Source organism: Snuella lapsa, assembly GCF_039539345.1.
GTDB classification, from domain to species: domain Bacteria; phylum Bacteroidota; class Bacteroidia; order Flavobacteriales; family Flavobacteriaceae; genus Snuella; species Snuella lapsa.
Genome location: NZ_BAABCY010000053.1, coordinates 25,959 through 50,351, shown reverse-complemented (window position 1 = coordinate 50,351; position 24,393 = coordinate 25,959). Strand labels below are relative to the sequence as shown.

20 protein-coding genes are annotated in these 24,393 nt (G+C 32.7%); 7 read left to right on the top strand and 13 right to left on the bottom strand.

Annotated features, from left to right (window positions below):
• Positions 1 to 3: 3 nt before the first annotated feature.
• Entirely contained in the window at positions 4 to 3,027 is a 3,024-nt protein-coding gene (locus tag ABD792_RS09925; protein ID WP_345005807.1) for a tetratricopeptide repeat protein, read from the bottom strand.
• Between the two features lie 230 nt (positions 3,028 to 3,257).
• On the opposite strand from ABD792_RS09925, the gene ABD792_RS09920 reads away from it, so the two are divergent.
• The 4 genes from ABD792_RS09920 (at position 3,258) to ABD792_RS09905 (ending at position 7,318) form a co-directional block, all read left to right on the top strand.
• Positions 3,258 to 3,941: a cell division ATP-binding protein FtsE gene (locus ABD792_RS09920; RefSeq protein ID WP_345005806.1), complete on the top strand. Its 684-nt coding sequence runs from the start codon at positions 3,258 to 3,260 to the stop codon at positions 3,939 to 3,941.
• A gap of 47 nt (positions 3,942 to 3,988) precedes the next feature.
• Positions 3,989 to 4,984 (top strand): class I SAM-dependent methyltransferase, encoded by a 996-nt coding sequence (locus tag ABD792_RS09915; protein ID WP_345005805.1) that lies wholly within the window; start codon positions 3,989 to 3,991, stop codon positions 4,982 to 4,984.
• A gap of 65 nt (positions 4,985 to 5,049) precedes the next feature.
• Positions 5,050 to 6,378 (top strand): capsular polysaccharide export protein, LipB/KpsS family, encoded by a 1,329-nt coding sequence (locus tag ABD792_RS09910; protein ID WP_345005803.1) that lies wholly within the window; start codon positions 5,050 to 5,052, stop codon positions 6,376 to 6,378.
• A 4-nt stretch (positions 6,379 to 6,382) separates the two neighbouring features.
• Positions 6,383 to 7,318 (top strand): glycosyltransferase family 2 protein, encoded by a 936-nt coding sequence (locus tag ABD792_RS09905; protein WP_345005802.1) that lies wholly within the window; start codon positions 6,383 to 6,385, stop codon positions 7,316 to 7,318.
• Here the strand turns inward: ABD792_RS09905 and ABD792_RS09900 are convergent.
• Positions 7,301 to 7,714 carry a sugar 3,4-ketoisomerase gene (locus ABD792_RS09900; RefSeq protein WP_345005801.1) on the bottom strand — a complete coding sequence of 138 codons (414 nt, stop codon included), beginning with the start codon at positions 7,712 to 7,714 and terminating at the stop codon, positions 7,301 to 7,303. The two genes, ABD792_RS09905 and ABD792_RS09900, sit on opposite strands and share 18 nt — an antisense overlap.
• A complete protein-coding gene (locus ABD792_RS09895) occupies positions 7,715 to 8,809 on the bottom strand; it encodes a glycosyltransferase (RefSeq protein ID WP_345005799.1) in 1,095 nt (364 codons plus the stop codon).
• Positions 8,810 to 8,836: 27 nt separating this feature from the next.
• Between ABD792_RS09895 and ABD792_RS09890 the strand changes: the two genes are divergently transcribed.
• Positions 8,837 to 9,979, top strand: a complete 1,143-nt coding sequence (locus ABD792_RS09890) for a glycosyltransferase (protein ID WP_345005796.1) — start codon at positions 8,837 to 8,839, stop codon at positions 9,977 to 9,979.
• Here the strand turns inward: ABD792_RS09890 and ABD792_RS09885 are convergent.
• From ABD792_RS09885 to typA, 9 genes are all read right to left on the bottom strand, one after another.
• The gene (locus tag ABD792_RS09885) at positions 9,976 to 10,809 is read right to left on the bottom strand and encodes a phytanoyl-CoA dioxygenase family protein (protein WP_345005795.1); all 834 of its coding nucleotides are present in this window, start codon (positions 10,807 to 10,809) and stop codon (positions 9,976 to 9,978) included. The two genes, ABD792_RS09890 and ABD792_RS09885, sit on opposite strands and share 4 nt — an antisense overlap.
• Positions 10,802 to 12,064 (bottom strand): O-antigen translocase, encoded by a 1,263-nt coding sequence (locus tag ABD792_RS09880; protein ID WP_345005794.1) that lies wholly within the window; start codon positions 12,062 to 12,064, stop codon positions 10,802 to 10,804. The genes ABD792_RS09885 and ABD792_RS09880 overlap by 8 nt, the downstream gene beginning before the upstream one ends.
• A gap of 75 nt (positions 12,065 to 12,139) precedes the next feature.
• The gene (locus ABD792_RS09875; RefSeq protein ID WP_345005793.1) at positions 12,140 to 13,240 is read right to left on the bottom strand and encodes a DegT/DnrJ/EryC1/StrS family aminotransferase; all 1,101 of its coding nucleotides are present in this window, start codon (positions 13,238 to 13,240) and stop codon (positions 12,140 to 12,142) included.
• Complete coding sequence (locus ABD792_RS09870; protein ID WP_345005791.1) at positions 13,240 to 14,178, bottom strand: FemAB family protein; 939 nt, start codon at positions 14,176 to 14,178, stop codon at positions 13,240 to 13,242. The genes ABD792_RS09875 and ABD792_RS09870 overlap by 1 nt, the downstream gene beginning before the upstream one ends.
• A gap of 20 nt (positions 14,179 to 14,198) precedes the next feature.
• On the bottom strand, positions 14,199 to 15,293 hold the full coding sequence (locus tag ABD792_RS09865) for an alkaline phosphatase family protein (protein ID WP_345005790.1): 1,095 nt from the start codon (positions 15,291 to 15,293) through the stop codon (positions 14,199 to 14,201).
• A gap of 382 nt (positions 15,294 to 15,675) precedes the next feature.
• A complete protein-coding gene (locus ABD792_RS09860) occupies positions 15,676 to 17,076 on the bottom strand; it encodes a class I SAM-dependent methyltransferase (RefSeq protein WP_345005789.1) in 1,401 nt (466 codons plus the stop codon).
• On the bottom strand, positions 17,060 to 17,269 hold the full coding sequence (locus tag ABD792_RS09855) for a hypothetical protein (protein WP_345005788.1): 210 nt from the start codon (positions 17,267 to 17,269) through the stop codon (positions 17,060 to 17,062). Before ABD792_RS09855 ends, ABD792_RS09860 begins: the two co-directional genes overlap by 17 nt.
• Positions 17,270 to 17,323: 54 nt before the next feature.
• Entirely contained in the window at positions 17,324 to 18,643 is a 1,320-nt protein-coding gene (locus tag ABD792_RS09850; protein ID WP_345005787.1) for an O-antigen translocase, read from the bottom strand.
• Positions 18,644 to 19,006: 363 nt separating this feature from the next.
• On the bottom strand, positions 19,007 to 20,806 hold the full coding sequence (gene typA / locus ABD792_RS09845; protein ID WP_345005786.1) for a translational GTPase TypA: 1,800 nt from the start codon (positions 20,804 to 20,806) through the stop codon (positions 19,007 to 19,009).
• A gap of 297 nt (positions 20,807 to 21,103) precedes the next feature.
• Between typA and kdsA the strand changes: the two genes are divergently transcribed.
• Positions 21,104 to 21,925: a 3-deoxy-8-phosphooctulonate synthase gene (gene kdsA, locus ABD792_RS09840; RefSeq protein ID WP_345005785.1), complete on the top strand. Its 822-nt coding sequence runs from the start codon at positions 21,104 to 21,106 to the stop codon at positions 21,923 to 21,925.
• Here the strand turns inward: kdsA and ABD792_RS09835 are convergent.
• The gene (locus ABD792_RS09835; protein WP_345005784.1) at positions 21,922 to 22,299 is read right to left on the bottom strand and encodes a DUF1801 domain-containing protein; all 378 of its coding nucleotides are present in this window, start codon (positions 22,297 to 22,299) and stop codon (positions 21,922 to 21,924) included. The two genes, kdsA and ABD792_RS09835, sit on opposite strands and share 4 nt — an antisense overlap.
• Before the next feature lie 150 nt (positions 22,300 to 22,449).
• Here ABD792_RS09835 and ABD792_RS09830 point away from each other — a divergent pair, with 150 nt between their 5' ends.
• A complete protein-coding gene (locus ABD792_RS09830) occupies positions 22,450 to 24,363 on the top strand; it encodes a TlpA family protein disulfide reductase (RefSeq protein WP_345005783.1) in 1,914 nt (637 codons plus the stop codon).
• The last annotated feature ends 30 nt before the right edge of the window (positions 24,364 to 24,393 follow it).

The window sequence follows — 24,393 nt, the reverse complement described above, 5'->3', positions numbered from 1 at the left end:
TGTTTAATTTCCTTCTTGAATGGATGCATTAGTTTTAGCCTCTTTGGACTTAATTTTGGTCAATTCCTCTTTGGCTTCTGAAACAACTTCCTCAAACTCCTTAAAGTTCTCTATAACGCTTTCCAAAATATAAGTTGCTTGAAACGCATCTTTCAGAGCATAGAAATTCTTAGCCATGAGCACCAATCCTTTTGCACTATAAAATTTATACCCTGAAAAATCCTTAGCTAATTCTTGAACCAATTCATTAGAGGCTTCATAACTCGCTTCCTTATTTTTAAAATACGCATTAAAGTACAAGGCTTCGGCTGCTGTTTCTCCTGTTGCTACTTTTTCAACCTTTTCATAGGCTAACTTTGCTTTATCTTCATCGCCAGTTTTCATAGCAGAACGTGCGATAATAACATGTGCATCACTTTTTATCTTATTATCGATCTTTGTATTGGCAAGTACTTTTTCTGCATAAGAGACTGCTTGGTTATAATTCTTTAACTGGTAATTTGCCTTCATTAAATTGGATTGCGCGAAAACCACATGCTGCGGATGGTTAGCTTCTTCTTCTAAGCGTACCAACAATGGCATAGCCTTGTTCCAATCTTTACTCTCCAAATAAAACTGAGACAAACGCGACAGGGCCTCTTCTGTGAACTCATTTTGAGACGCCTCAACCACATATTGGTAATGGGGAGCTGCATTTTCGGTTAGATTCTTTTTATAATACAGCTGTGCTACATAAAAATGGGATTGTAAAGCATGGATTCCATTAGAAAATTGGTTTAGGTAATTGTTAAATTGCTTAATGGCCTTATCGATATTATTGTCTAAATACTGTTTTTCGGCCGCTTCGTAAGCTGCATTATCCAAATCGGCATCACTCACTTCTACATAGTCTAAAGTCCGTACCCAGGCGGCATAATTATCTACTTGCCCCAAATCAATATAAATCAACCGAGCCGTGGCTACAGCCTGAACCGCTTCTGGAGACCCTGGATAGTCGCCCGCAACCTGTTTAAATTTAGTTAATGCCTGTTCATTTTTCCCTGTGTTGTAATACACTAGCCCATGTCTTAATTTTGCTTTAGGCACAAAAGAACTCATACGGTATTCGGATCCCAAACGATCATACAATTGTATTGCCTTTTCTGTCTCATTTATTTTAACATAGGTATTACCCAGCTCATACATGGCATCATCTCTTAATTTAGATTTTTGATAGGTATCGATAAAAGTCTTCAACTCTGATATCTTTCGCGATGTTTCGCCAATATAACCTGCACTTAAAGCTTTTTGAAAGAAGGCGTAATCGGCTTCAATCTCACCAATTTTTATTGCATTATTATAAGCTTTGATTGCATCATTATAATCGCTCGAAACAAAATAGGCGTCTCCCAACCGCAAGTAGGCATCATTCAATCTAACTTCATCTCCTCCATTTGTATCTATAAATCGATTAAAATGGTCAATAGCTTGCGAATAGTTCTTTAGTTTAAAATAGGTATAGGCCAAATTATAATCTATATTATCTATTTCTGTAATCGTTGAAACATTGGCCTGCTGTTGAAATTGTTTAAAACCAACTAATGCATCATCGTAATTTGTTAAATTGTAATCGGCTTCGGCTTTCCAGAAAGTTGCCCTAGCTGTGTAAATATCATCTCTAGGCTCGCTTAAGGATTGGTTAAAAAGTGAAGCAGCTTCTAAATATTTTCCTTCGTTGTAAAGTTCAATCCCCCTGTAAAATGCTACTTTTTGATAGGCTACTTTATTTTCAAAACTTCTTTTGCCTTCCAATAGTTTTAGTGCTTCTTTATAATTCTTGGAAGTAATATACGAGTCTATCAATAAGGTTTCTATTTCGTCCTTATACCCCGTATTGGGATAGCGATCCAGATATTCTGCTAAAACCTGAGGGGCTGACTGGTATGGGTTTCCTATTTCGTAACTAATCTTTGCATAATTGAGCCACGCATCCTCTTGTATCTTTAAGTCATAGGTCATTTGCGAAGCATTCCTAAAGGCATTTAAGGCTTCTTGCTTTTTATCAAGGTACACATAACTTTCCCCAAGATGGTAATAGGCGTTTTGGGCAATGGCATTATCACCCCCAATAATCTTGTTGAATTCTGAAACAGCTTTTTCGTAATCTTTTTGTTTGTAATAAGCATATCCTAGCTGGTAAAAATCGGTATTATTCCATTTTCCTCTATTACCTTGATACGCTTTTAAATAAGGAATCGCTTTCTCATACTCTTTTAGATTGAAATAACTCTCTCCTATTATCTTCGACAATTGTGATGCTTCGCCATCTTGTCTGCGATTGTTTAACTGATCTTTAGCCAACTCGATGGCCTTTTCAAAATTACCTAGCTTAAAATTGAGATCTGCCTGGTAATAAGACAGCCTTTCCTTGTAGCGTTCCTGATCACTTACCTGATCGAAATACTCGTTTGCCTTACTATAATCGTCCCCTTCGTAAGCCATAAAACCAATATAATACTTTGCCTGGGATCCATAGGTCTGAGAACTTTCAACACGACTTAAATACTTTTTGGCATCTTTATACTGCTTCGCCGAAAAGGCAGAATATCCATTGTTAAAATTAAATTTTTCTTTTTCACTTCTAGCTAGACTGGCTTCATCAACTTTATTATACCACTTTCTGGCATGAGCGTATTTCCCATTTGCAAAGTAATAATCGGCAACATCGACAAAGGCTGTATTGCGCTTTGTACTTGTAGGATAATCTTCCACAAAATCTTCTACCAACTGATCTGCATTTTGTTGGTTTAAACGCACCGCACAATTGGCTATATAATAGGCACAATCTGATTTTAAGACCGCTTCTTTGGTCGTTCTTTTTACATTAGAGAACATGCCCTGGGCCGCTAGATACTGTTGGTTATTATAAAGTGTCAATGCTTTTTGATAATCGACCAAACTATTGGTGTAAGCTGCCGATTGTTGTCCGATAATTTGAAAAGTAACACCAAGTGCTACAAGGAAGAAAACGATATTTTTTTTAATCATTAAGTGTCGTTTTTATTAGATTCAAAGATACTTTAATCTTATCCTTTAACGCAATAATCGTGCTATAATTATAAACTGAGTTATTAAATTTTGAAAAAGTTGACCGTATTTTATTAGCTGTATTCAATTTTATCGAAATTGGTTCGTTATTAACTTTTAATCTATAACCTTTAACTTTTAATCAATTAATAATACATTTACGTCAATAAAAAAATAATCGGCTTTCATTTATGTCAAATCCTATCTTACAATTAAAAAATGCTGCCATATATCAAGGTGACAACCTAGTACTTTCTAATGTTAATGTTGAAATGCACAAAGGGGATTTTGTGTATTTAATTGGAAAAACGGGCACAGGGAAAAGTAGTTTCATGAAAACACTTTATGGCGATTTGCCCCTAACAGAAGGTGAAGGCCAAATAGTAGATTACGACCTAAAACACCTTAAGGAAAAGGATATTCCTTTTTTAAGACGCAAACTAGGCGTTGTTTTTCAAGATTTTAAATTATTAACAGATAGAACGGTAAATGACAATCTTCTTTTTGTATTAAAAGCTACGGGCTGGAAGGATAAAGCAAAAATGAACGCGCGTGTGGAAGAGGTTCTTGCAAAAGTAGACATGAAGACAAAAGGGTTTAAATTTCCGCATGAACTGTCGGGTGGTGAACAGCAACGTGTAGCCATAGCCAGAGCCTTGCTAAACAACCCCGAACTGATCCTTGCAGACGAACCTACAGGCAACCTAGACCCGCAAACCAGTGTAGAAGTAATGGAGGTCTTACAAGATATTAATAAAAATGGCAACACCATCCTTATGGCTACGCACGATTATGCATTACTACTTAAATACCCTAGCAAAACGCTAAAGTGTGACGAAAATGAAGTTTATGAGGTGGTGCAGAGGAAGGGGTGATACAACTTCTTCTGTAAGAGACATAAAACTTATTTCTATTGAAGAACATGAAACGATTAGTAACAATAGACGACATAATTGACACTTATATCAAACTCAGATTAAGAGGTTCATCTTTTATTTTGTCAAAATTTAGTTTTAACAACCTAAAAAGAACAAAAAGTGCTTTTAATGACACCAATATAAAATCAGCAAATTGGTCAATAATCCCAATGGTTCATAAACGTTGGAACACCTTAATAACAGGGAATCCGAAATGTAGTTATGAGGAGTTTGTTGTTAAAAATTTTTTGGATTCTTCAACCAAAATAAAAATGCTTTCTATCGGTAGTGGAGTTTGTAAACACGAACTCAAATTTGCTTCTTTTAAGAATTTCGAAGAAATCTTATGCATTGATATAAGTGAGGCCTTATTAAATCAAGCAAAGCAAACAGCAAAACAAAACAATCTTAAAAACATTACTTTTAAGGCTGGAAACATCTATGATCATAAGTTTAAAGAAAACTATTTTGACATTGTCTTTTTTCACGCCTCATTACACCATTTTAAAGATATAGAGACACTCTTAGGAGACAAGCTAAAAAGCGCTCTTAAAAAAAATGGCAAATTAATTATAAACGAATATACCGGACCAAATAGACTTCAATTCCCTAAACACCAAATAAAATATATAAATAGAGCTTTAAAATTAATCCCAAAAAAATTCAGAAGACGGTATGGTGTAAATTTCCACAAAAACAAAGTTTATGGATCGGGCTTAATAAGAGTAATTCTTGCCGATCCATCTGAGTGTGTAGAATCTGAAACTATAATACCAGCTATTCACAAATATTACAACACAAAATATGAAGTGTTCTATGGTGGAAATTTACTAATGCCTGTTCTTAAAGACTTATCTCATCACTTTATTAATTTAACTGATGAAAAAGAGAAAACACTAGATAATTTATTTAAGTTAGAGGATGCATATTTAAAACGCTACAAAAGCGATTATGTCTTTGGAATATATGAGAAGAAAAGTTCCGTTTCATTAACTTATTAAAAAACTAAATGACTTCTTTTTAAAAAAGTTACACCAGGATAAATGAAAATTATTATCTAAACTTAATGAATATATTATGCATTGGATACTACGACAAGCATTCTCGGTTCTTTTTAGCCATAAAAAAAGAACTCAGTAATAAAGGGCTTTACTTAAATTTTAAAATAGGAAGCATCTATTTAAGTGGATTCCTTTATAATTGTTTTAGATTTAATCTTAATTATTGGTTACCTTTCAAAGCATGGCTAAGTGTAATAAAAAACAAAAAAAAGTATTTAAGAATAATTAATTCTAAAGATATCTACAAAAATGTTCCTTATAAAGAACTTTTCAATTTTCATGTTAAGCTAAACAATGAGATCCCAAAGGAACGTTTATTAATACAAACTTTAGCATATTTAGACCTTTTTGACAAGTATTTTGCAAAAAACAAACCAGATATTATTCTATTAATAGGTGATTCCAGACTATGCATTGAATCCTGTGTCGCCCTAAGCAAACTCAACCATATTAAAACATATTATATCGAGCAAGGACCCTTCGGCTCTACTATCTTAGATCCAAAAGGAGTTAATGCCAATGCTTCAACAAGGGATTTTGAACTTAAAAAAAATGAGAGGGTTACAGAGAAACAAAAAAAGAAAGTTTATGATTTTTTAAATAGTCCAAAATCAATAAAATACAGAAGATCCCCTCTTTATCGGGGATTGGACTTCATTTTTGATTTCTCTCTAAGCAAAACCTTTATATATCCACCCGATTTAAAACATACTGACACCTTTCCTTTCATTACTTTCCCTAAAAGATCTAAATCTAGTTATTTAAAAGTAGCTGATAAAAAGACCATAACATATCTATTGATTTTACAAGTACCCATGGATGTTAATATGATATATCACAGCCCCCATTTTAAAAATCACTATCAAATACTGAAAGCCATATATGAAAACTTACCTCAAGGTTCGCACTTATTAATTAGGGAACACCCTCTCTATAAAGGCAAATATGAACAAAATCTATATGAATACGCTCAAAGAAATAATATTCCTTTTGACAACATCCCGAACCTAAAAGCTTCATTAGACTTGGCAAGAGTAGTTGTTATAAACAATTCTACCGTTGGCATTGAGGCTATTGCCTTAAAAAAGTCAGTTGTAGTTTTAGGAAATTCTTATTACGACAATCCAAAACTATGCATTAAATACACTAACAATTCTAATTTAAAAACCATTTTAAAAGAGGCCGTGGATTTTTCTCCTTTAGAAAATGATATAAACACTTTTTTATATAATTTTATTGAAAGCAATTTAATAAAAGGCTCTATAACCGGCCAAAAATTAATTGCAGCCAAAACGATCTCTCAAAAAATAATGTCTGAATTCAACATGTGTTAGCCTAATGCCTTTTTTTTCTGTCATCATACCCTTATACAATAAAGAAGATTATATAGAAGCAACTATTAATAGTGTTCTTGAGCAGTCTTTTAAAGATTTTGAAGTTATTATTGTTGATGATGGGAGTACAGATAATAGCTACCAACTTGTTTCCCAATTTAAAGACCATAGGATATGTATAATTCAACAAAAAAACCAAGGCGTCTCTTTGACACGTAACCATGGGATTCATTATGCCAACTCCAAATATATTGCCTTACTGGATGCCGATGATCTTTGGAAACCAAACCATTTAGAAGTCTTTTATAAAAGCATTCAAGCTTTTCCAGACGTAGATCTTTATTGCAATAACTATGAAATTAATTATAATAAAAAAATCATAAAACCTGCTAACCACAACTTTAAAGACGAACAAATTCCTCTCATAATTGACGATTTTTTTAAATTGAATAAATCCGATTCATTAATCTATACTTCTTGTACTTGTTTAAGGAAAACTTCTTTAATTAATCTAGGAATGTTTAAAAAACAATATGATGGTGCTGAAGACCTCGATATATGGATAAAATTCGCTATTAATCATAAAATGGTCTATAATCCAACAGTTACGATGACATACAGCAGGTATATCTCAAATAGCCTTTCAAAATCAAATCTTAACTTAAACCAATTTAGATTATTTTATTCACTAAAACATAACGAAAAAAAGTATCCACATATGAAGTCCTTTGTAGATTTGAAACGTTATGGCTTAGCTTTAAGGTCTAAAATAAATGGTGATAACAACATTTACTTCAAGACGATTAAAGACATTGATTTCAATAATTTATCTTTTAAACAAAAAACACTCTTAAAACTCCCAGTATCAATACTTAAATTTTTAAACCACATGAGAACTTTGGTCTTAAATAATAGTATCTATTTAAGATTGTTTAAATGATAAAAAATCATCGTAATTTCTAATATAATCTTCCTCATTAAATTTAGAAGAGGCTAAAACCAAACATACTGCTCCTGATGAAAAATTATCAATTTCCCTCCATATACCAGGTACTATTAAAAGTCCTTTATTGGGCTTATTAAGCAATATCGTTTTTTCCTGAACGCCATCTTTTAAACATACTTCAAAACTCCCACTTAGAGGGATAATAAACTGATATAGTTCTTTGTGTGCATGCCCTCCTCGATAAGCATCGGATGGCACATCATACAAGAAGTAAACCCTTTCAATTTTAAAAGGAATTATATCCCCTTCTATAACAGCCAAAGCACCTCTTTTGTCATGTACCTTAGGAATGCTAATACTAACTATATCATGGATGGTTTTATTTTTCATCTATTCAGCAATTAATTTTCCCCATTCTTTAGCTACATGCTCTATATCATAAGAACGGACACTTGATTTCGCATTTTTTTTACATCTTTTATATAACTCCTCATCTGTAACAAATGTATTAAACGCATCTGCTAATGCTTTAACGTCATTATTTTTAACCAACAGTCCATTATAACCATGTTGAACTATTTTATTGTTTCCTTCATTATAATCTACGCTAACTACTGGAATTCCACAGGCTAGTGATTCTAAAATTGTCATAGGCAGTCCTTCGTACCTACTAGACAACGCAACAAAAATTGATTTATTGATATATGCAAAAGGATTTTTAGAAAATGGCAATAACACTATATTACCTTGTAAGCCTAAATTGAAAATTAATTCCTTTATTTTATTTTCATCCTTACCACTACCCATTATAATGAGTTTTATTCCTAACAATACTAAATCCGACTCTTTATAGGCTTCTATTAAAAGTTTTATATTTTTTTGTTCATCTTCCAGTCTACCGTACCAAAAGATATACTTATAATTAACCTTAAGCTTTTCACTCTTATTGCTATTTATAAAATCAAAATCTATTGGGTTATAAATTGTCCTTACATTTTTTAATCGATAGACATCTTTTACCTTTTGTTCTATCTGCGAAGAAACTGCTACAATACACTTTGCCTTTTTGTTGACAAATCTGGTTACTTGCTTAACTGACGGAAAATATAAATCAATCTTGTAATTATGAACTATATAAATAACTTCTGGCTTGTATACAAAAAAAGCTATCAATACCTCCAATAATGGCCTACTCCTAACTCGATGATCAATTATAACATCTATTTTATTGTTATTTATAAACTTCCTGAATACTAATAATCTTTTTATTTTCCCCAGAAAGTTATTATTGTTGTCCTTTAGTTCTCCTAGATTCAATAAAATTCCCTTATACGGATACTTAATGTAGTTACAAAAGGAAACCACATATACTTCATAACCTAAATCACTCAAAAAAATTGATTGTAATGAAGCCACTCGATCAGCCCCTCCTTCTCCTAATGAGCGGGCAACTATACAAATCCTTTTTTTATTATTATTTTGCATAAATATAAAATGACATGGTAAATATATATGAAAATTTTACTCTTTGGAGAATTTAACCGTACACATTGGAATATTAAAGAAGGGGTACGCCATTTAGGACATGAAGCTCATGTTGTAAGTACCAGGGACGGATTTAAAAAAGTAAATGTTGACATTGAAATAAAACATTATTTTGAAGGGTATCTTTTAAAAAAGCTGAGACGTCTTTTTATAAGATTCTTCAATATTGACATACACGCTATTTCTGTAAAACACCAAATACTAAAAAATAAAAATAAACTGTCGGGTCACGACATTGTACAATTTATTAATGAAGCTCCTTTCGACTTTTCCCGTCAAGATCAATTACACATTTTCAAACAAATATCTAGTTGGAACAAACACAGTTTTCTGCTTTCAGCTGGTTTAGATTATCCAAGTGTTAAATTTGCTTTTGACAAGCAATTCAGATATTCTATACTATCTCCTTATTTTGAAAAAAAAGGCTCTAAAAAAGACTTCTCTCCTGCATTAAGTTATTTGACTCCCCAGCACCTTATTCTCCATAATTACATTTTTAAGACAATAAAAGGTGTTATTTCTAACGATTTAGATTACCATATTCCTCTAAAGGGGCACAATAAGTATTTGGGAATGATTCCTCATGCCATAAACTGTAATGAAGTAACTTTTAACCTTATAGCTCCTACTAATAAAATAGTAATTTTTCACGGCATTAATAGGCAAAACTATTACAAAAAGGGGAACGATATTTTTGAAGCTGCCTTGGATATCGTTAAAGAAAAACATGGAAATCTTATCCGGATTAGTACGGTAGAAGACTTACCGTATCATGAATACATTACAAAATTCGATGAAGCTCATATTCTTTTAGACCAGGTCTACGCCTACGACCAAGGCTTCAATGCACTGGAAGCTATGGCCATGGGCAAAGTGGTTTTTACTGGAGCTGAACAAGAATGGTTGGACTATTATAATTTAAAAGAAGATACGGTTGCTATTAATGCACTTCCAGATACTAATGATATTGCCAATAAACTAGAGTGGTTGATTTTAAACCCAAAGAAAATTCAGGAAATTTCGCATAATGCTCGAGAATTTGTAGAAAAGCACCATAATTACATTGATATTGCCAAACAATATTTAGAGAAATGGCAATCACAACTTTAACCTTTTACTTTAGGGAATCGGAGCTCTAGCGAAACTCTAGTAAGGTCTTTATTTAAATTTGCAGCAGCACCATGAATTAAATATGGCGTAAAAACTAAAGCTTCTCCTTTTATGGGGTTTGGCCTTACCATTTTTATGACACCTTCTTTAGTCTCAAGAATACAAGGAACATAATAGGTATTTCCATTAATTTTTGCTCCCTTACTCGCTGTTCTTAAAATTTCGTTTTCAGGAATTAAATGGCTTCCAGGAAAAACAGGAAGCGATGATTTCTCATTACACCCGACTATTGGAATCCAAACATTAATAATATCATGCCAATAACTTAAATAACCGTCTCTATGAGGTGGATTAATATCTAAAGAGTTTGGTCTGCTAATCCTGATTTGTATATGAGTCTTTTGAAGTTCTTCGACCCAAGAAGTTAACTTGCACCCCAAAACGACACCTAAATTGTTTGCCAATAATTCTATGTCAAAATCAAAATCCGAATTTTCTAAGTTTCTGGTAACATTAATTACTTTATTATGTAAGTCGTCTGTTTTCACTACTTTATGATAATCCTCCAATAAAAATGTTCTTTCATTAAAGTCGACATCATTTAACTTTAAAGCGTTAATAACATTTTCCCTAATGGAATTTTTCAACTTTTCAAATTCATCTTCTGAAAATGCTTTAACAATATTAAAACCATCATCCTTCCATGGCATTTTGGAGATCACATTACCTTCTTCCTTAAACAACAATTCCTTCTGTCCCCAAAAAAAATCCCCTTCCACATTAAAGTTATAGACATCATCATCTATTATTAATGAGCATATTCTATCCATTGTAAAAACTATTCATATTAATTTTATAATATCTCCACACAGCAAACACTACAACTCCAAAGTAAACTATATATCTATAAAAATGGGCCATTACCACTCCTTCTGCCCCATAGACAAGCACTAGGCTTTTGGATAAAAAGTAAAATAAACCTAACGAAATTAGTTCAGTTACAATAAAACTTTTGGTCATTTTCTTTGCTAAAAATTGATGTGAGACCACTAAAGTAGCTAGCCTAATAAAATCTCCCAACAATTGCCATTTAAACAATGGTTCCATCCCTGTGAAATTAGGATAAACAATCGTTATAACAGTTTCTCTGAATATATACACCAATAACATCCCCAAACCAAAAATGGGGAGTAAGGTTTTATAGATATAAACAACTTCTTTCTTGAATCTACTACCATCATATATTTTTGCAAATCTTGGGATTACATAAAGTGTAAAAACTCCTGAAGAAAATACCATGTAATTTTTTGATATAAATCCTATAGCTGTCCAATAACCTGCTTCCTTTTCACTAATCTGATTAGTTATGGAAGTCCTGATATCAATCTCAATATAGTTAATAAGCACAGTCGACACAAACGACATAAGTGCAAATCCTAGTAATTGTTTATAGTAAGGTATTTTAAAACGAACACTATTAACCTTTACTATTCTCCTTAAACCAGCTCCAAAAATGCTCCCTATAACTCCAAGTTGTATAACAGGCGTTAAAATAATAGCCAGTAAAACACCCTTAAGACTGTAAAACTTAAGAAAAAGTAAAAGCAACAAGGTTGACATTACATAGGTAATTAAATCGATCTTGGCATATTTTTTATATTCGGAAAGTCCATTAATTATACCATTAAAAAAGCGTATTAAAACCAAAACGGGCATGAGTACTGCCAAAATAACAACAACATCGCTCATCTCTTCGGATCCAAATAATTTGATTGCCAAACTATTTGACACAAAAATTAATACCGTAGATGTTATAACTGATCCTATAACACCAAATACATAAGTGGTACTAAACACCCTGTCTAATTCCTCTCTACTATCCTTAAATTCAGAAACATACTTTATAATCCCATTGAAAGTCCCCAATGTAGAAACACTTTTTAATATTTCTACAAGATTTCGAAGCTGTCCTACTTTTGCAATTCCAGCTTCTCCTATGGTTAACGCCAAAATACGTTGGACAAATACAGAAATAACAAGTCTAAACCCTATCACGACCGCATTGACAGAGGTTATTTTTAGCAAAAGATTATTTCTTATATATCGGAATATCAAATTGGTTTATACCTGATTTAGCAATTAAAATATAAACGTCCTAATTTAAAACTCATTGACTACAGAGATCACTTTATCCACTTCTGTTTCCGTCATTACTGGACTTATCGGTAAACTTATAACCGTATCATGAATGGCTTCGGTAATTGGAAACCTTAAATAATTGAATCCAGAAAGTGCTTTCTGTTTATGAGGCGCTATGGGATAATGAATTAACCACCCTACACCATTTCCATCTAAATGTTTAATGAATTTTTCCCTTTCATCCACTCGAACTACAAATGTATAAAACACATGATTCTGAGAATTATTGTAATAAGGCAGTGTTATTTGTTCGTTGTTAATTTCATTAATATACCTAACTGCAATCTCTCGTCGTCTCACATTATCGGTATCCAAACTCTTTAACTTAACATTTAAAAAAACGGCTTGTATTTCGTCTAATCTACTATTGAAGCCAGGATTTTCATTTTCGTATTTCTTTAAACTCCCATAGTTTCTGAGCTTTTTAACACATTCTGCAAGCTCGACATTATTGGTCACAACAGCTCCTGCATCGCCTAAAGCTCCCAAGTTTTTAGTTGGGTAAAAACTGAAAGCAGCTGCATGTGACAAATTCCCAGCTTTATTGCCATTCTTATAAATAGCTCCATGGGCCTGTGCCGCATCTTCAATGACTAATAGTCCGTATTGACTGGCTATTTTATTTAAGGCATCCATATCACAAAGTTGTCCATAAAGATGCACAGCCATAATAGCTTTCGTTTTATCTGTAAAAACCTTAGAGACCTTGTTCGGAGCGATATTAAAAGTTCTTTCAACAGGTTCTACCAAAATAGGTTTTAAACCAGCATGTAAGACTGCCAACACAGAAGCTATAAATGTATTAGCTGGCAAAATTACCTCGTCCCCTTCTTTTAATTTTCCTAATTCTTTATAAGCTTCAAGAATTAAGCGCAAAGCATCCAGACCATTTCCTAAACCAATACAATGGCGTACACCACAATAATTAGAAAATTCATTTTCAAACTTTAATACTTCATTTCCCAAAATGTAATGTCCTGCTTCCAAAAACTGTTTGAATTTCTCCTGAAATTCCAAATCGAAACGAGCATTAACTTTTTTTAAATCTAAAAATGGTATCATTATAATTTTAGCCTGAAAAAATCTTGCGTGTAAATATCGCAACCTAACTCTTCCTTTTGTTTTAAAAGTCCTTGATTGAACTTCAATTCATTATCCTCGACAACTGTTCCCATTGAAAAAAACTTTTTACCTACTAGTTTATATTCTTTTATTAAATGTAAAAACAAATAATCAAGAGCTCTAAACCTTTCGCCTTCTTTAGTTGTTGCTCCATATTGGGATTTTACAACAGTAGCAGTTTCAAAAACAGTTAAACCAGCCAAAATACGGTCTTCGTAATAAATATTAAATTGTTTTATTTTATCGGGGAAACGACTATACAAAAGCTGTATTTCATTGATCGAGTGTACTGGCTTAGCATTGTGTTTAGTTAATAATCTTGGCTCTAAAACTTGACTCCAAAAACTATCGAATTTAGTTTCTTCTTTAATTGTCAAATTTAAATTCTCTGCTTTTTTATAGTGCTTTAATTTAGTTTTATGAATATTTAATGGCTTAGCGTAATCGATTGCCAAAACCATATCTCTCCTGTATAAATTTGCACTTTGACCTAACACATAAGCTATTTCGTTTGTGGCGCTTTTACAATAAATTTCAGGTATCTGCTTTATATGTATTTCTTCAATATGATTTACTTTCAAAAAACTAACAATAGCGTCAAAAATTGAAAACACATTAATTGCCGACAAGGCATAAGGTAAAATTAGCCCTCCATAGGTTAATCCTTGATGTGAATAAACAGTATTACCTTCCTTGTTGGCAGGCAGCAAGGCTACAAGTTTTTCTTTCTTATAAACTAATAATGAATAATCTTCAAATCTATCGGAGTGGTATTCCATAAAACTACGATGGAAAAGAAACGTCCCATTTTTTGATGCTGAAACAAAGTTGTTCCAATCATCCAATAAATTTAAATTGTATTTTAAAACATTAAACAAAGATTATACTTAAAAAATAATTAGTCCTTTGGTGTTGCTGGCTTAAAGATAATATTATAATCCTTATCAATACATTTATAAAAACTATAATTACCGTTTTCAAAATAAGGAATGAAACTAGTGTCTTCTAACGTCTTTTTTTCTAAGTTTTTATTCTCTGTTAGACTATAAAATACATTTCTAAATAAATTCACATTACTTTTAAATTTCAAACCTTTAGAATTAATTTTTTGCGGCCATTTTATACTCAACATACTACTAAAAGCAGATTTTATTTCAGTAGGATTCAACTTTCTATTAACTGCTTCTAGAGTATATTCTAGTCCAACATAGCCGCCATGGTCTGCGACAATAACAACAAATGCTTCTTCATCAAACTTCTTAATCTTTTCAAACAGCCTTTTAATCCACTCATTTGCTAATTCTAATCTATCCAAATATTCAATGCGTTCTTGGCTTATGCCTTTTGACAAACGCTTACTATACATAACATGACTAGGTAGCGTTTTTTCTATAAAAAAGAAATTTTTATTCTTTGACAATGTATCAATGATACTCTCAAAATCAGAAATAATATCAACCCCTTTAACATTACCGGTATCATAATAAGATACCTTATTTAAAGGTACATTACAATAATCATAAACCAACGGAGTCCTGTTTATAAGAAAATATGTATTGTCTGTAATCAAATGAGTTTTATAATTATTATTCTTTAAAATTTTAAGTGTATTGTTATCTTTTCCAACTATGGCCTCCAAGGCATTAAAAGTTTTCAAATTACTCCTATTCGTATTAGAATAATAATGATGTTTCATTGCGAACATTGACGCATTTGAAGTCAATGTCGAATAATAATTACTCCTAAAATTGGGATAATTTATAAAGCCGTTTTCAGATAACCAGCCATAAAATGTTGAGTTATCAAAGTTGTACGGTGGCAAATTAATTTCTGAAATATTAACATAACCATCAGGTTGTATAACAAAAATATTTGGAGTTTTATCGAGTTTTACACTTATTAATTCATTAGAAAGCTTTGTCCAAGTATCATTATCCTGGTTAACAGCAAAATACAAACTAGGCATTAAAACAAAACAACTTGTTATTGCCAAAATGAACTGTATTATAATTACTTTTTTTAAATGATTATAAATCAGCATTGACACACATACACATAGAATCGCAATGACCAACGAGATCCATTTATTAAGATGAAAAATCAATATAATTAAAAGTGATATGAATATACCTATATTCAACACGCTAAGCCTAAACTTTTCAAGAAACTGAAGCCTAAGAAATTTTAACACGGACGGGCTAATTGCAAAAATTATCTGTGGAAGTATAAAACATAGTAATACTAAAAACAATAATTGAGAAAAGGAATCAGCAATAGACAAATTACTACTATAATAATGCAAGAAGGGATATAATCCTGATGCAAAAGCAGATATTTTAGGATAATCTTTGGTACTGTTTAAGAATTCCTTTATTCTAGACATCATGAGTTTTTAATTTTAAAAAATACAATACTCTTTCTGAATTATGTATAGGCTGTTTCTCAACAACATCAAAATAATTAGTATAATGCTTTTCAAAGTTTTGAATATTATAAAACTCAAAATGCGCTTCAAATGCCCCTTTTGTTTTAAGTAATCTTTGTACCCAAGAATCTTCCCTTTTTGGAAACTCTATAATTAAATACTTAGAAAATGACGCAAAAAAATTAGCTGACATATCAAAAGTTACATTTCCCGAAAGAGACATATGATGTATCAAAGCTAGCGCTAGCGTAACATCGGGAGCGAACTTTTTTATACGTTCAATGAAAGACTGTCGTTCTTCATTATTAAAACCAATGGCTGCAGAGGGGTTTAACACGTCTAAAACAAAAGGTAAAATGTGACGTTCCTTATTATCTCTAACTATCGTATAATTAAAATCTACCGCATTATTATCAACATCGCACACTAAAGCTTGTTCAATTTTTGAGTCAATCCCCCTGGTAAATGTACCATCATTACCTCCTATATCAATTAAAGTCTTTGCTTTTAAAATAGACACCCATTTATTAATTAAATTACTTTTTAATTTAAAAGCATCTTCCGTATAATTCGTTTTGTTATAATAATCTTGCCATTCACTAGTCTCTTTTAATGAAAGCTCCTTAATATAATTATAAAGGCTCTCTATCATGTTAAGCTGTCCTTTTTTGGACAGAAAAGACTTTTGAGCATTTCCTGAATACGAATCACTATGCTTATCTTCAAACTTAGCTAGCAGATGAATATTGGAATACAATACTGGATTTAATTTGGTTTTAAATGGAAGCATGGAAGCTAACATTTTTACTGGAATACCATCTATAAAATTACTCATCAACTTTAAAGCCTGAGCTCCATGATAATGTGCTAAGACCAATGGCCCTAAAAAATGCATAATGAACTGCCTAAATCCTCTCCAAGGCTCATTATCATTATAAAAATCGAATGACAAAGTATCTATAAAAATAGCTATTCCCTTATGAAAAGCAACATTAAATGCGGAGGCATCTTTAAGGCTAAAATTATGTTTTAAACAGTAAGCTTGGAGTTTTAATGTTAATAATGCTGCTTCCTTATATTGATTAAAACTCCATTCATAAGGATACGTTATAAATGAAATTCGCTCAGGTTGTATTATAATTTCTGTTTCCGCCTCTAAAAGCTCCTTATGGGGTATCAATAATTTTGACTCGAAGAGCTTGGTATAAAAACCAGAAGCTTTTAAAGCTTTGTATTGTTTAAAATAGATAGCATTAACAACACGTTTTAAAACATTTTTGTCCCAAAAAATATAACCAGAAGGGTCTCTAAATGAAGATGTATGAAACCGTCTATTATTTATCCCGAACATCCTTGCTTTTTACATCAGAATCTTTAACGTTAATATCATAAAACAGACTATCCCTCTTTACTATTCCAAAAAATGATTTGACTTTATACATTAATTTTTTTGAAAACAACACAATACCGGCTATAGCTGCGACAATAGCCTGAACTACCATCGCTCCTAATCCTGGATCAAAATACAAAAAACAGATATTCATATTAAATTATTAAGTTATTAAACTTCTGTCGCTTACTTTTAAAAAGCAAAAAAATTAGCTCTTTTCTTCTATACCGTGCTTATCGTCCCCCTCCACCCCAAAAAGCGAACTTCCAAATATCAACAAAATAATGCCATAATACATTAAATAACTTACAAAATGTGCAATAACAGCACCTTTTACACCAAATACATCTATGAAATAGATACTTGTTAGGTATAAAATGGCAATCAAAAATGATTCAGTTAAGATGTAATGCCAAAACATTTTTTTAGCTAAAAACTGATATGCAATTACAATGGAGAGAACTTTAACGAAGTCCCCCAACAACTGCCATAAAAACAGATCTTCTACAGGATCAAACGCGCTTGAAAAAACAATTCTTACAATATATGATCTCAAAAAATAGATAACCAGCAGACCTACCAACAAAACTGGTATAATCGTTTTATAAAAGCCAAAAACTTCCTTTCTAAAAGCTTTTACGCCTTCTATTTCTGAAAATCGCGGCAAAATATAGAGCGTCATTAAAGAACTCACCAACATTAAATAATATTTGGAAATCCTTGTCATAGCTTCCCAAAATCCAGCATGCTTAATTCCTACATGTTCAATAATATAAGAACGGATAGCGATTGCTACAAACGGCAAAATAATGGCTGTAACAAGTGCCATTAAAGAATATGTTCCCATATTTTTTAAAACACTTAAACGAACCCGCCCCACTTTAATAAGCGGCACTAAACTTCGTCTGTTTATAATCCCTACCAGTGTAATTAAAAATATAAGTGCTTCAGCTATCACAACAGATATTAAAGCTCCATCTATCCTATTTTGATATATTAAAAGTAGCGTAATAGATAGTCCTAAAACCTGACCAATAATATTGATAATAATTAGAATTTTATACTTTGAAAATCCGTTCATTATTGAAATCGAAAACATATTCAACGCATAAAATGGCAATACGGCTGCAAAAACTTTAATTACATAAGCATAATACCCCCAATTAGGGAACAGCATATTGTTTATGGCTTCTGCGTTAAAATAACATACAAACGAAACTAGAATCGTTGTCACAAAACCTACGTAAAATACTGTAGACAGTGTTTTACTCAAAGCTACCACTTCTTCCTTAAAGTTAGACACATACTTAACCATACCATTATAAAAACCTCCTATGGCAATGGTTTGCATGGCACTAACAAAATTCCGTAAGTTCCCTATTAAGGCTAAGCCTTCTGCTCCTATAAAAACTGCTATAGCCTTAGACGTTAATAATCCTGCAATAATTTTTGTAAATACCGAAGCGGCTTGGAGTGAAGCGATCTTAACTAAAACGTTCTTATTTATGTAATCTAATAGTCTTTTCAATCGATATGGGCTTCGCCTTACTTAACAAGAAAAATTAAGGCCTGGGTTCAAATTCCATGAACATGTCTTGCTTCTGCATGTCCATCAAATATAATAAAATCATCTTATAATACCATTAAACTTTCCCTTGTCGCCTCTTTTGAAACAAATAGTAAAGATTAATACAAAGTATCGCTATATTGGTAATAATAATTGGCAAGGAAATTGGCTGTAACAAAACCCCATAAAGCACAAATAGCAAACAGCCCAAGCTGTTTACTATTCGCAGTTTAACTATCGATTTCATTAAGAATGACACCAGAACTGTGGCCATGGCCAGATAACCAACCCATTCTGTATATGAAACTCCTAACGATTCCACTTTTATATGGATTTATTACGCTTTCTATCTACTTCTTTTAAAAATATTTTACGCAAACGCAAATGATTTGGTGTTACCTCAACATACTCATCTTTTTGAATATACTCTAAGGCCTCTTCTAACGAAAACTTAATTGCAGGAACAATTTTTGCTTTATCATCGGCACCAGCAGAACGTACGTTACTTAACTTTTTTGTTTTGGTTACATTAACCGTCATATCATCACCACGAGAATTTTCCCCAATAACCTGGCCTTCATAAATATCTTCTCCCGGATCGATAAAAAACTTACCACGTTCTTGTAATTTATCAATAGAGTAAGGAATGGCTTGACCATTTTCCATAGAAACCAAACTTCCATTTTGTCTTTCTGGAATACCTCCCTTTAATGGTTGAAACTCTTTAAAGCGGTGTGCCATAATAGCCTCACCCGCTGTCGCTGTTAGCAACTGGTTACGTAATCCTATAATACCCCTTGAAGGCACAATAAATTCGCATACCATTCTATCTCCCTTAGCTTCCATGCTTAGCATTTCACCTTTACGCATAGTAACCAACTCAATAGCCTTACCTGAAACCTCTTCAGGTAAATCGATGGTCATTTCTTCAACTGGCTCACATTTTACACCATCAATTTCCTTGATGATTACTTGTGGCTGTCCAATTTGCAATTCATAACCTTCACGACGCATCGTTTCAATTAAAACCGATAAATGCAATACGCCTCGTCCATAAACCATAAATTTATCAGCACTATCGGTTTCTTCAACTCTAAGTGCTAAATTCTTTTCTAATTCCTTGGCTAAACGTTCTTTTATATGACGTGATGTGACAAATTTTCCGTCCTTACCAAAAAACGGTGAATCGTTAATGGTAAATAACATACTCATTGTCGGCTCATCAATGGCTATTGTTTTTAAGCCTTCAGGAGCTTCAAAATCTGCAACCGTATCACCAATTTCAAAACCTTCAAGACCAACTAAGGCACAAATATCACCTGCTTGAACAGCATCAACTTTTTTACGTCCCAAGCCTTCAAACACATGAAGTTCTTTTATTCTGGACTTAACAATACTCCCATCTCTTTTCACTAATGAGATATTCTGCCCTATTTTAAGTTCGCCTCGCGTTAAGCGTCCAATAGCAATTCGTCCCGTAAATGATGAAAAGTCTAACGAGGTTATTAACATTTGAGTTGTTCCTGCTTCAATTTTTGGTTCAGGAATATGTTCGATTACCATCTCCAACAAAGGTTCAATATTTTCGGTCTCTACTTTCCAGTCATCACTCATCCAATTGTTCTTTGCCGAACCATATACTGTTGGAAAATCTAACTGCCACTCCTCTGCTCCCAGTTCAAACATTAAATCAAACACCTTTTCGTGTACTTCATCGGGTGTACAATTTTCCTTATCTACCTTATTAATAACCACGCAAGGTTTCAGACCCAAATCGATCGCTTTTTGCAACACAAAACGCGTTTGGGGCATTGGCCCTTCAAAAGCATCCACTAACAACAAAACACCATCGGCCATATTTAACACACGCTCTACTTCTCCTCCAAAGTCGGCGTGACCAGGTGTATCAATAATATTAATCTTTGTATCCTTATATATAACCGAAACATTTTTAGACGTAATAGTGATACCTCTTTCTCGTTCCAAGTCATTATTATCCAAGATTAGATCTCCTGTGTTTTCGTTTTCACGAAATAACTGGCAATGGTACATAATTTTGTCTACCAAGGTTGTCTTACCGTGGTCTACGTGAGCAATAATTGCAATGTTTTTAATATTAGCCATAATTGTGCCTTATTTTAAGCGTGCAAATGTACTCATAATTAATGGATAAATTATATAATAATATTTTTTTGACCAACTACCTGTATGCAAATCCATTAAACACCATTAACGCACACTCTATTATACTCATTTTCAAATACAAAACAAAAAAAACAAACACTTTATAAACTTTCTATTTTTAGCTCCTTACAACAATTACCAACAAAAGCAACATCTAAATTGAATACAACTCTGATAGATAAATATTCAGTATAAATAGTATCTTTGCAGCCTATAATTTTTCGAAACTAAACCGTCATGAATCTTCAGGATATTCCAAAAATAAAGCACACAAATTCTAACAACTTCTTTCTTTTAGCTGGCCCTTGTGCCATTGAAGGGGAAGAGATGGCTTTACGAATTGCAGAAAAAGTAGTTACTATAACCAATAAGTTGGAGATTCCTTATGTTTTTAAAGGAAGCTTTAAAAAGGCCAATCGAAGTAGAATAGACAGCTTTACGGGAATAGGCGATGAAAAAGCCCTGAAAATACTCAAAAAAGTTTCTGAAACATTTGATGTCCCTACTGTTACCGACATACACGAAGTCTCTGATGCTGCCTTTGCTGCAGAATATGTTGATGTGTTGCAAATTCCTGCTTTTTTAGTGCGCCAAACCGATTTAGTTGTTGCTGCAGCTAAAACCGGAAAGGTAATAAACTTAAAAAAGGGACAATTTATGAGCCCTGAAGCCATGAAGCATGCCGTTCAAAAAGTAAAGGATGCAGGTAACGACAAAGCTTGGATAACAGACAGAGGCACTATGTTTGGCTATCAAGATATGATTGTGGACTTTAGGGGCATCCCAACTATGAAAAACTATGCCCCAACTGTTTTGGACGTTACCCATTCATTACAACAGCCTAATCAGAGTAGTGGTGTTACTGGTGGACGTCCAGATATGATAGAAACTATTGCAAGAGCAGGAGTAGTAAATAATGTGGATGGTTTATTTATTGAAACACATTTCGACCCATCGAATGCTAAAAGTGACGGTGCCAATATGCTACATTTGGATTACTTGGAAAAACTGCTCACCAACTTAGTCGCTATTAGAAAAACGGTTAATGGCTTAAACTAAATAAACCAAGCCTTTTTACTTTGCCTTATTTGTTCTGCTGCAACACACAAGAGCTCCTGAAAATGTTCGTGGTCTAAATCTTCTATGGACTTTAATTGGATGGAACGTACTTGTTTACGTTTATTGTCATTTTTTAAGATAGGAAAATCTTTTTCCAATAAAACACCTTGCACAAAAGCTACATCAACATAGTCCCTTCCTTTTAAAATATTTAAATACAACATTGGTTTTTTGCCAATATTATAAAATGGAATGTTATAGCTATAACGCTCCACTACATCTGGCAAAGTATTTAAAATAACCTCCCTAACATAAAGCATAATAGATTGATAGGGTTCTTTTTGATTAAGAAAATAATTGTCTACAGGTTTCATAGCAATAATTTAATCCGTTTAAACAGTTTTACAAGTTTAGTAAATACTTCATTCTTTTTGCCGAATTCAAGTTTAAAATTTATTGGTATAATTCTTGTAGCAAAATTACTATAATCAATTCCGAATTTTAACCTTTAAATCAATCAAAAAATGAAAAAATCCACAATTTATTTAGCACTAGTAATAGTGTTGGCTCTTTCTTCCTGTAAGAAAGAAACTAAAAGTACAGACTTGACTATTGGCAATTTAACAATAAGTCCCTCTCATTTACGTGCAGGTGAAATGGCTACTATTAATTACACAGGAAAAGACAGTCTAACTGAATCTATTTTCTACTATATGGTAAACAACAAGACCTATCCTGTAGACATCAATTTCTCTGAAGAAAAAGCAGCTACAGTGCATATTCCAGATTCTGCTCAGGCGCTTGCCTTTCAATTTCAAAAACATGAAGGCTTCGACAATAACAAAGAGCAAGGTTATTTGGTTACCCTACTTAATGCTCAAAACAATGAAATACCCGGCAGCAAAGCAGCTTTGGCAAACTTTTGCTTATCGTATTGGGGGACAAGACAAGACATAAAAAAAGATAAGGACTCCTTAATATTAGATATAAAACAAGCTATTGAAAAACATCCAGAACTAAAAGACACCTGGTATACTACTTATCTATCCTATAATTATAGAAATAATCCAGAAAGCGGTAAAGCCCTTATTGATGAGCAGATAAACACTATTTTACAAAAAACCGATGCTACCGAAGTAGATTTAAAACAAGCCATTTCTTTAAGTGGCACCATAAAAAACAAAGCTTTATCTGATTCTATTACAGAAATTACTATTTCTAAATTCCCTAATAGTGAACTAGCAAATATAAAGTTGTCCAATTCCTTCTTTACAGAAAGAGATCCCGACAAACAATTAAAAATATTTGAGGAATCTGGACATAACTTCGACAATCGATATAAAGATTATGCATTATCTACAATAACCAGAAACATGGTGAATAAAAGAGATTATGGAGGGTTCACAAAATATGCTTCTCAAATTTCAAACAAACAGTCACTCGCCATGACCTATAACAATTTTGCTTGGGACTTGGTACAAAAAGATGAAAATTTAGAGTTCGCCGAAAGCATATCGAAAAAATCAATCGACATCATACAAAACCTTAAAAACGATTACAGCTCAAAACCTGAGTACCAAACCAAGAACCAATACAAAAAAAGCCTCCAAGGCAATTATGTCATGTTTGCCGACACTTATGCCTGGATACTATTTAAATTAGGAAAAGTAAAAGAAGCTATTACCTATCAAGATGAGATTACCCAAAATTTGGAAATTGGAAAAAATGACCCCCATAATCTAAAACAAAGGCTCATTGAATTTTTGGTGGCCGACAAACAATTTGAAAAAGCCCAAAAAAAAGCTGAACTGTTCATTAAAAATGCTGCTTCAAACGACAAAATGTTACCTTTTTACAAGGAAGCTTATGTAAATAACAATGGATCTGAAGATGGGTATGAAACGCATTTGAAAGGTCTTAAAAATGAAGCTGAAAGCATTGTTTTAGATAAATACAAAAAAGAAATGCTCGACGAAGAAGCGCCCAACTTTAAATTAAAGAATTTAGAAGGGAAAGAAATTGCATTAAGCAACTTAAAGGACAAAGTTGTTGTATTGGATTTTTGGGCAACATGGTGTGGCCCATGCAAAGCATCGTTCCCGGGTATGCAAACCGCAGTAAACAAATACAAAGACAATCCTAATGTGGTTTTCTTATTTGTAGATACAAGGGAACGGGGCACTCCAGAAGAAATGCTTAAAAATGCTCAAGACTTTATAACAAAAAACAAGTATACTTTTAATGTTGTTTTAGATACAAAGACAGAAGCTACGGATGCCGATTTTGAGGTTGTTTCCAATTACAAGGTTAATGGAATCCCTACCAAAATTATTATCGGTCCCGATGGCAGAATTAAATTCAAATCGGTTGGATATAATGGCAGTCCAGAAAAATTGGTGAACGAATTGGATATAATGATCGGGCTGGCACAATCTTAATTAAACTCATGATATATTAAAAAGGCAACT

Coding starts and splice junctions, on each gene's coding strand:
- ABD792_RS09890 (WP_345005796.1), top strand. CDS start 8,837: ATGAAAATTTTACTCTTTGGAGAATTTAACCGTACACATTGGAATATT.
- ABD792_RS09830 (WP_345005783.1), top strand. CDS start 22,450: ATGAAAAAATCCACAATTTATTTAGCACTAGTAATAGTGTTGGCTCTT.
- typA (WP_345005786.1), bottom strand. CDS start 20,806: ATGGCTAATATTAAAAACATTGCAATTATTGCTCACGTAGACCACGGT.
- ABD792_RS09905 (WP_345005802.1), top strand. CDS start 6,383: ATGCCTTTTTTTTCTGTCATCATACCCTTATACAATAAAGAAGATTAT.
- ABD792_RS09920 (WP_345005806.1), top strand. CDS start 3,258: ATGTCAAATCCTATCTTACAATTAAAAAATGCTGCCATATATCAAGGT.
- ABD792_RS09855 (WP_345005788.1), bottom strand. CDS start 17,269: ATGAATATCTGTTTTTTGTATTTTGATCCAGGATTAGGAGCGATGGTA.
- ABD792_RS09835 (WP_345005784.1), bottom strand. CDS start 22,299: ATGAAACCTGTAGACAATTATTTTCTTAATCAAAAAGAACCCTATCAA.
- ABD792_RS09910 (WP_345005803.1), top strand. CDS start 5,050: ATGAATATATTATGCATTGGATACTACGACAAGCATTCTCGGTTCTTT.
- ABD792_RS09885 (WP_345005795.1), bottom strand. CDS start 10,809: ATGGATAGAATATGCTCATTAATAATAGATGATGATGTCTATAACTTT.
- ABD792_RS09900 (WP_345005801.1), bottom strand. CDS start 7,714: ATGAAAAATAAAACCATCCATGATATAGTTAGTATTAGCATTCCTAAG.
- kdsA (WP_345005785.1), top strand. CDS start 21,104: ATGAATCTTCAGGATATTCCAAAAATAAAGCACACAAATTCTAACAAC.
- ABD792_RS09860 (WP_345005789.1), bottom strand. CDS start 17,076: ATGTTCGGGATAAATAATAGACGGTTTCATACATCTTCATTTAGAGAC.
- ABD792_RS09925 (WP_345005807.1), bottom strand. CDS start 3,027: ATGATTAAAAAAAATATCGTTTTCTTCCTTGTAGCACTTGGTGTTACT.
- ABD792_RS09915 (WP_345005805.1), top strand. CDS start 3,989: ATGAAACGATTAGTAACAATAGACGACATAATTGACACTTATATCAAA.
- ABD792_RS09875 (WP_345005793.1), bottom strand. CDS start 13,240: ATGATACCATTTTTAGATTTAAAAAAAGTTAATGCTCGTTTCGATTTG.
- ABD792_RS09895 (WP_345005799.1), bottom strand. CDS start 8,809: ATGCAAAATAATAATAAAAAAAGGATTTGTATAGTTGCCCGCTCATTA.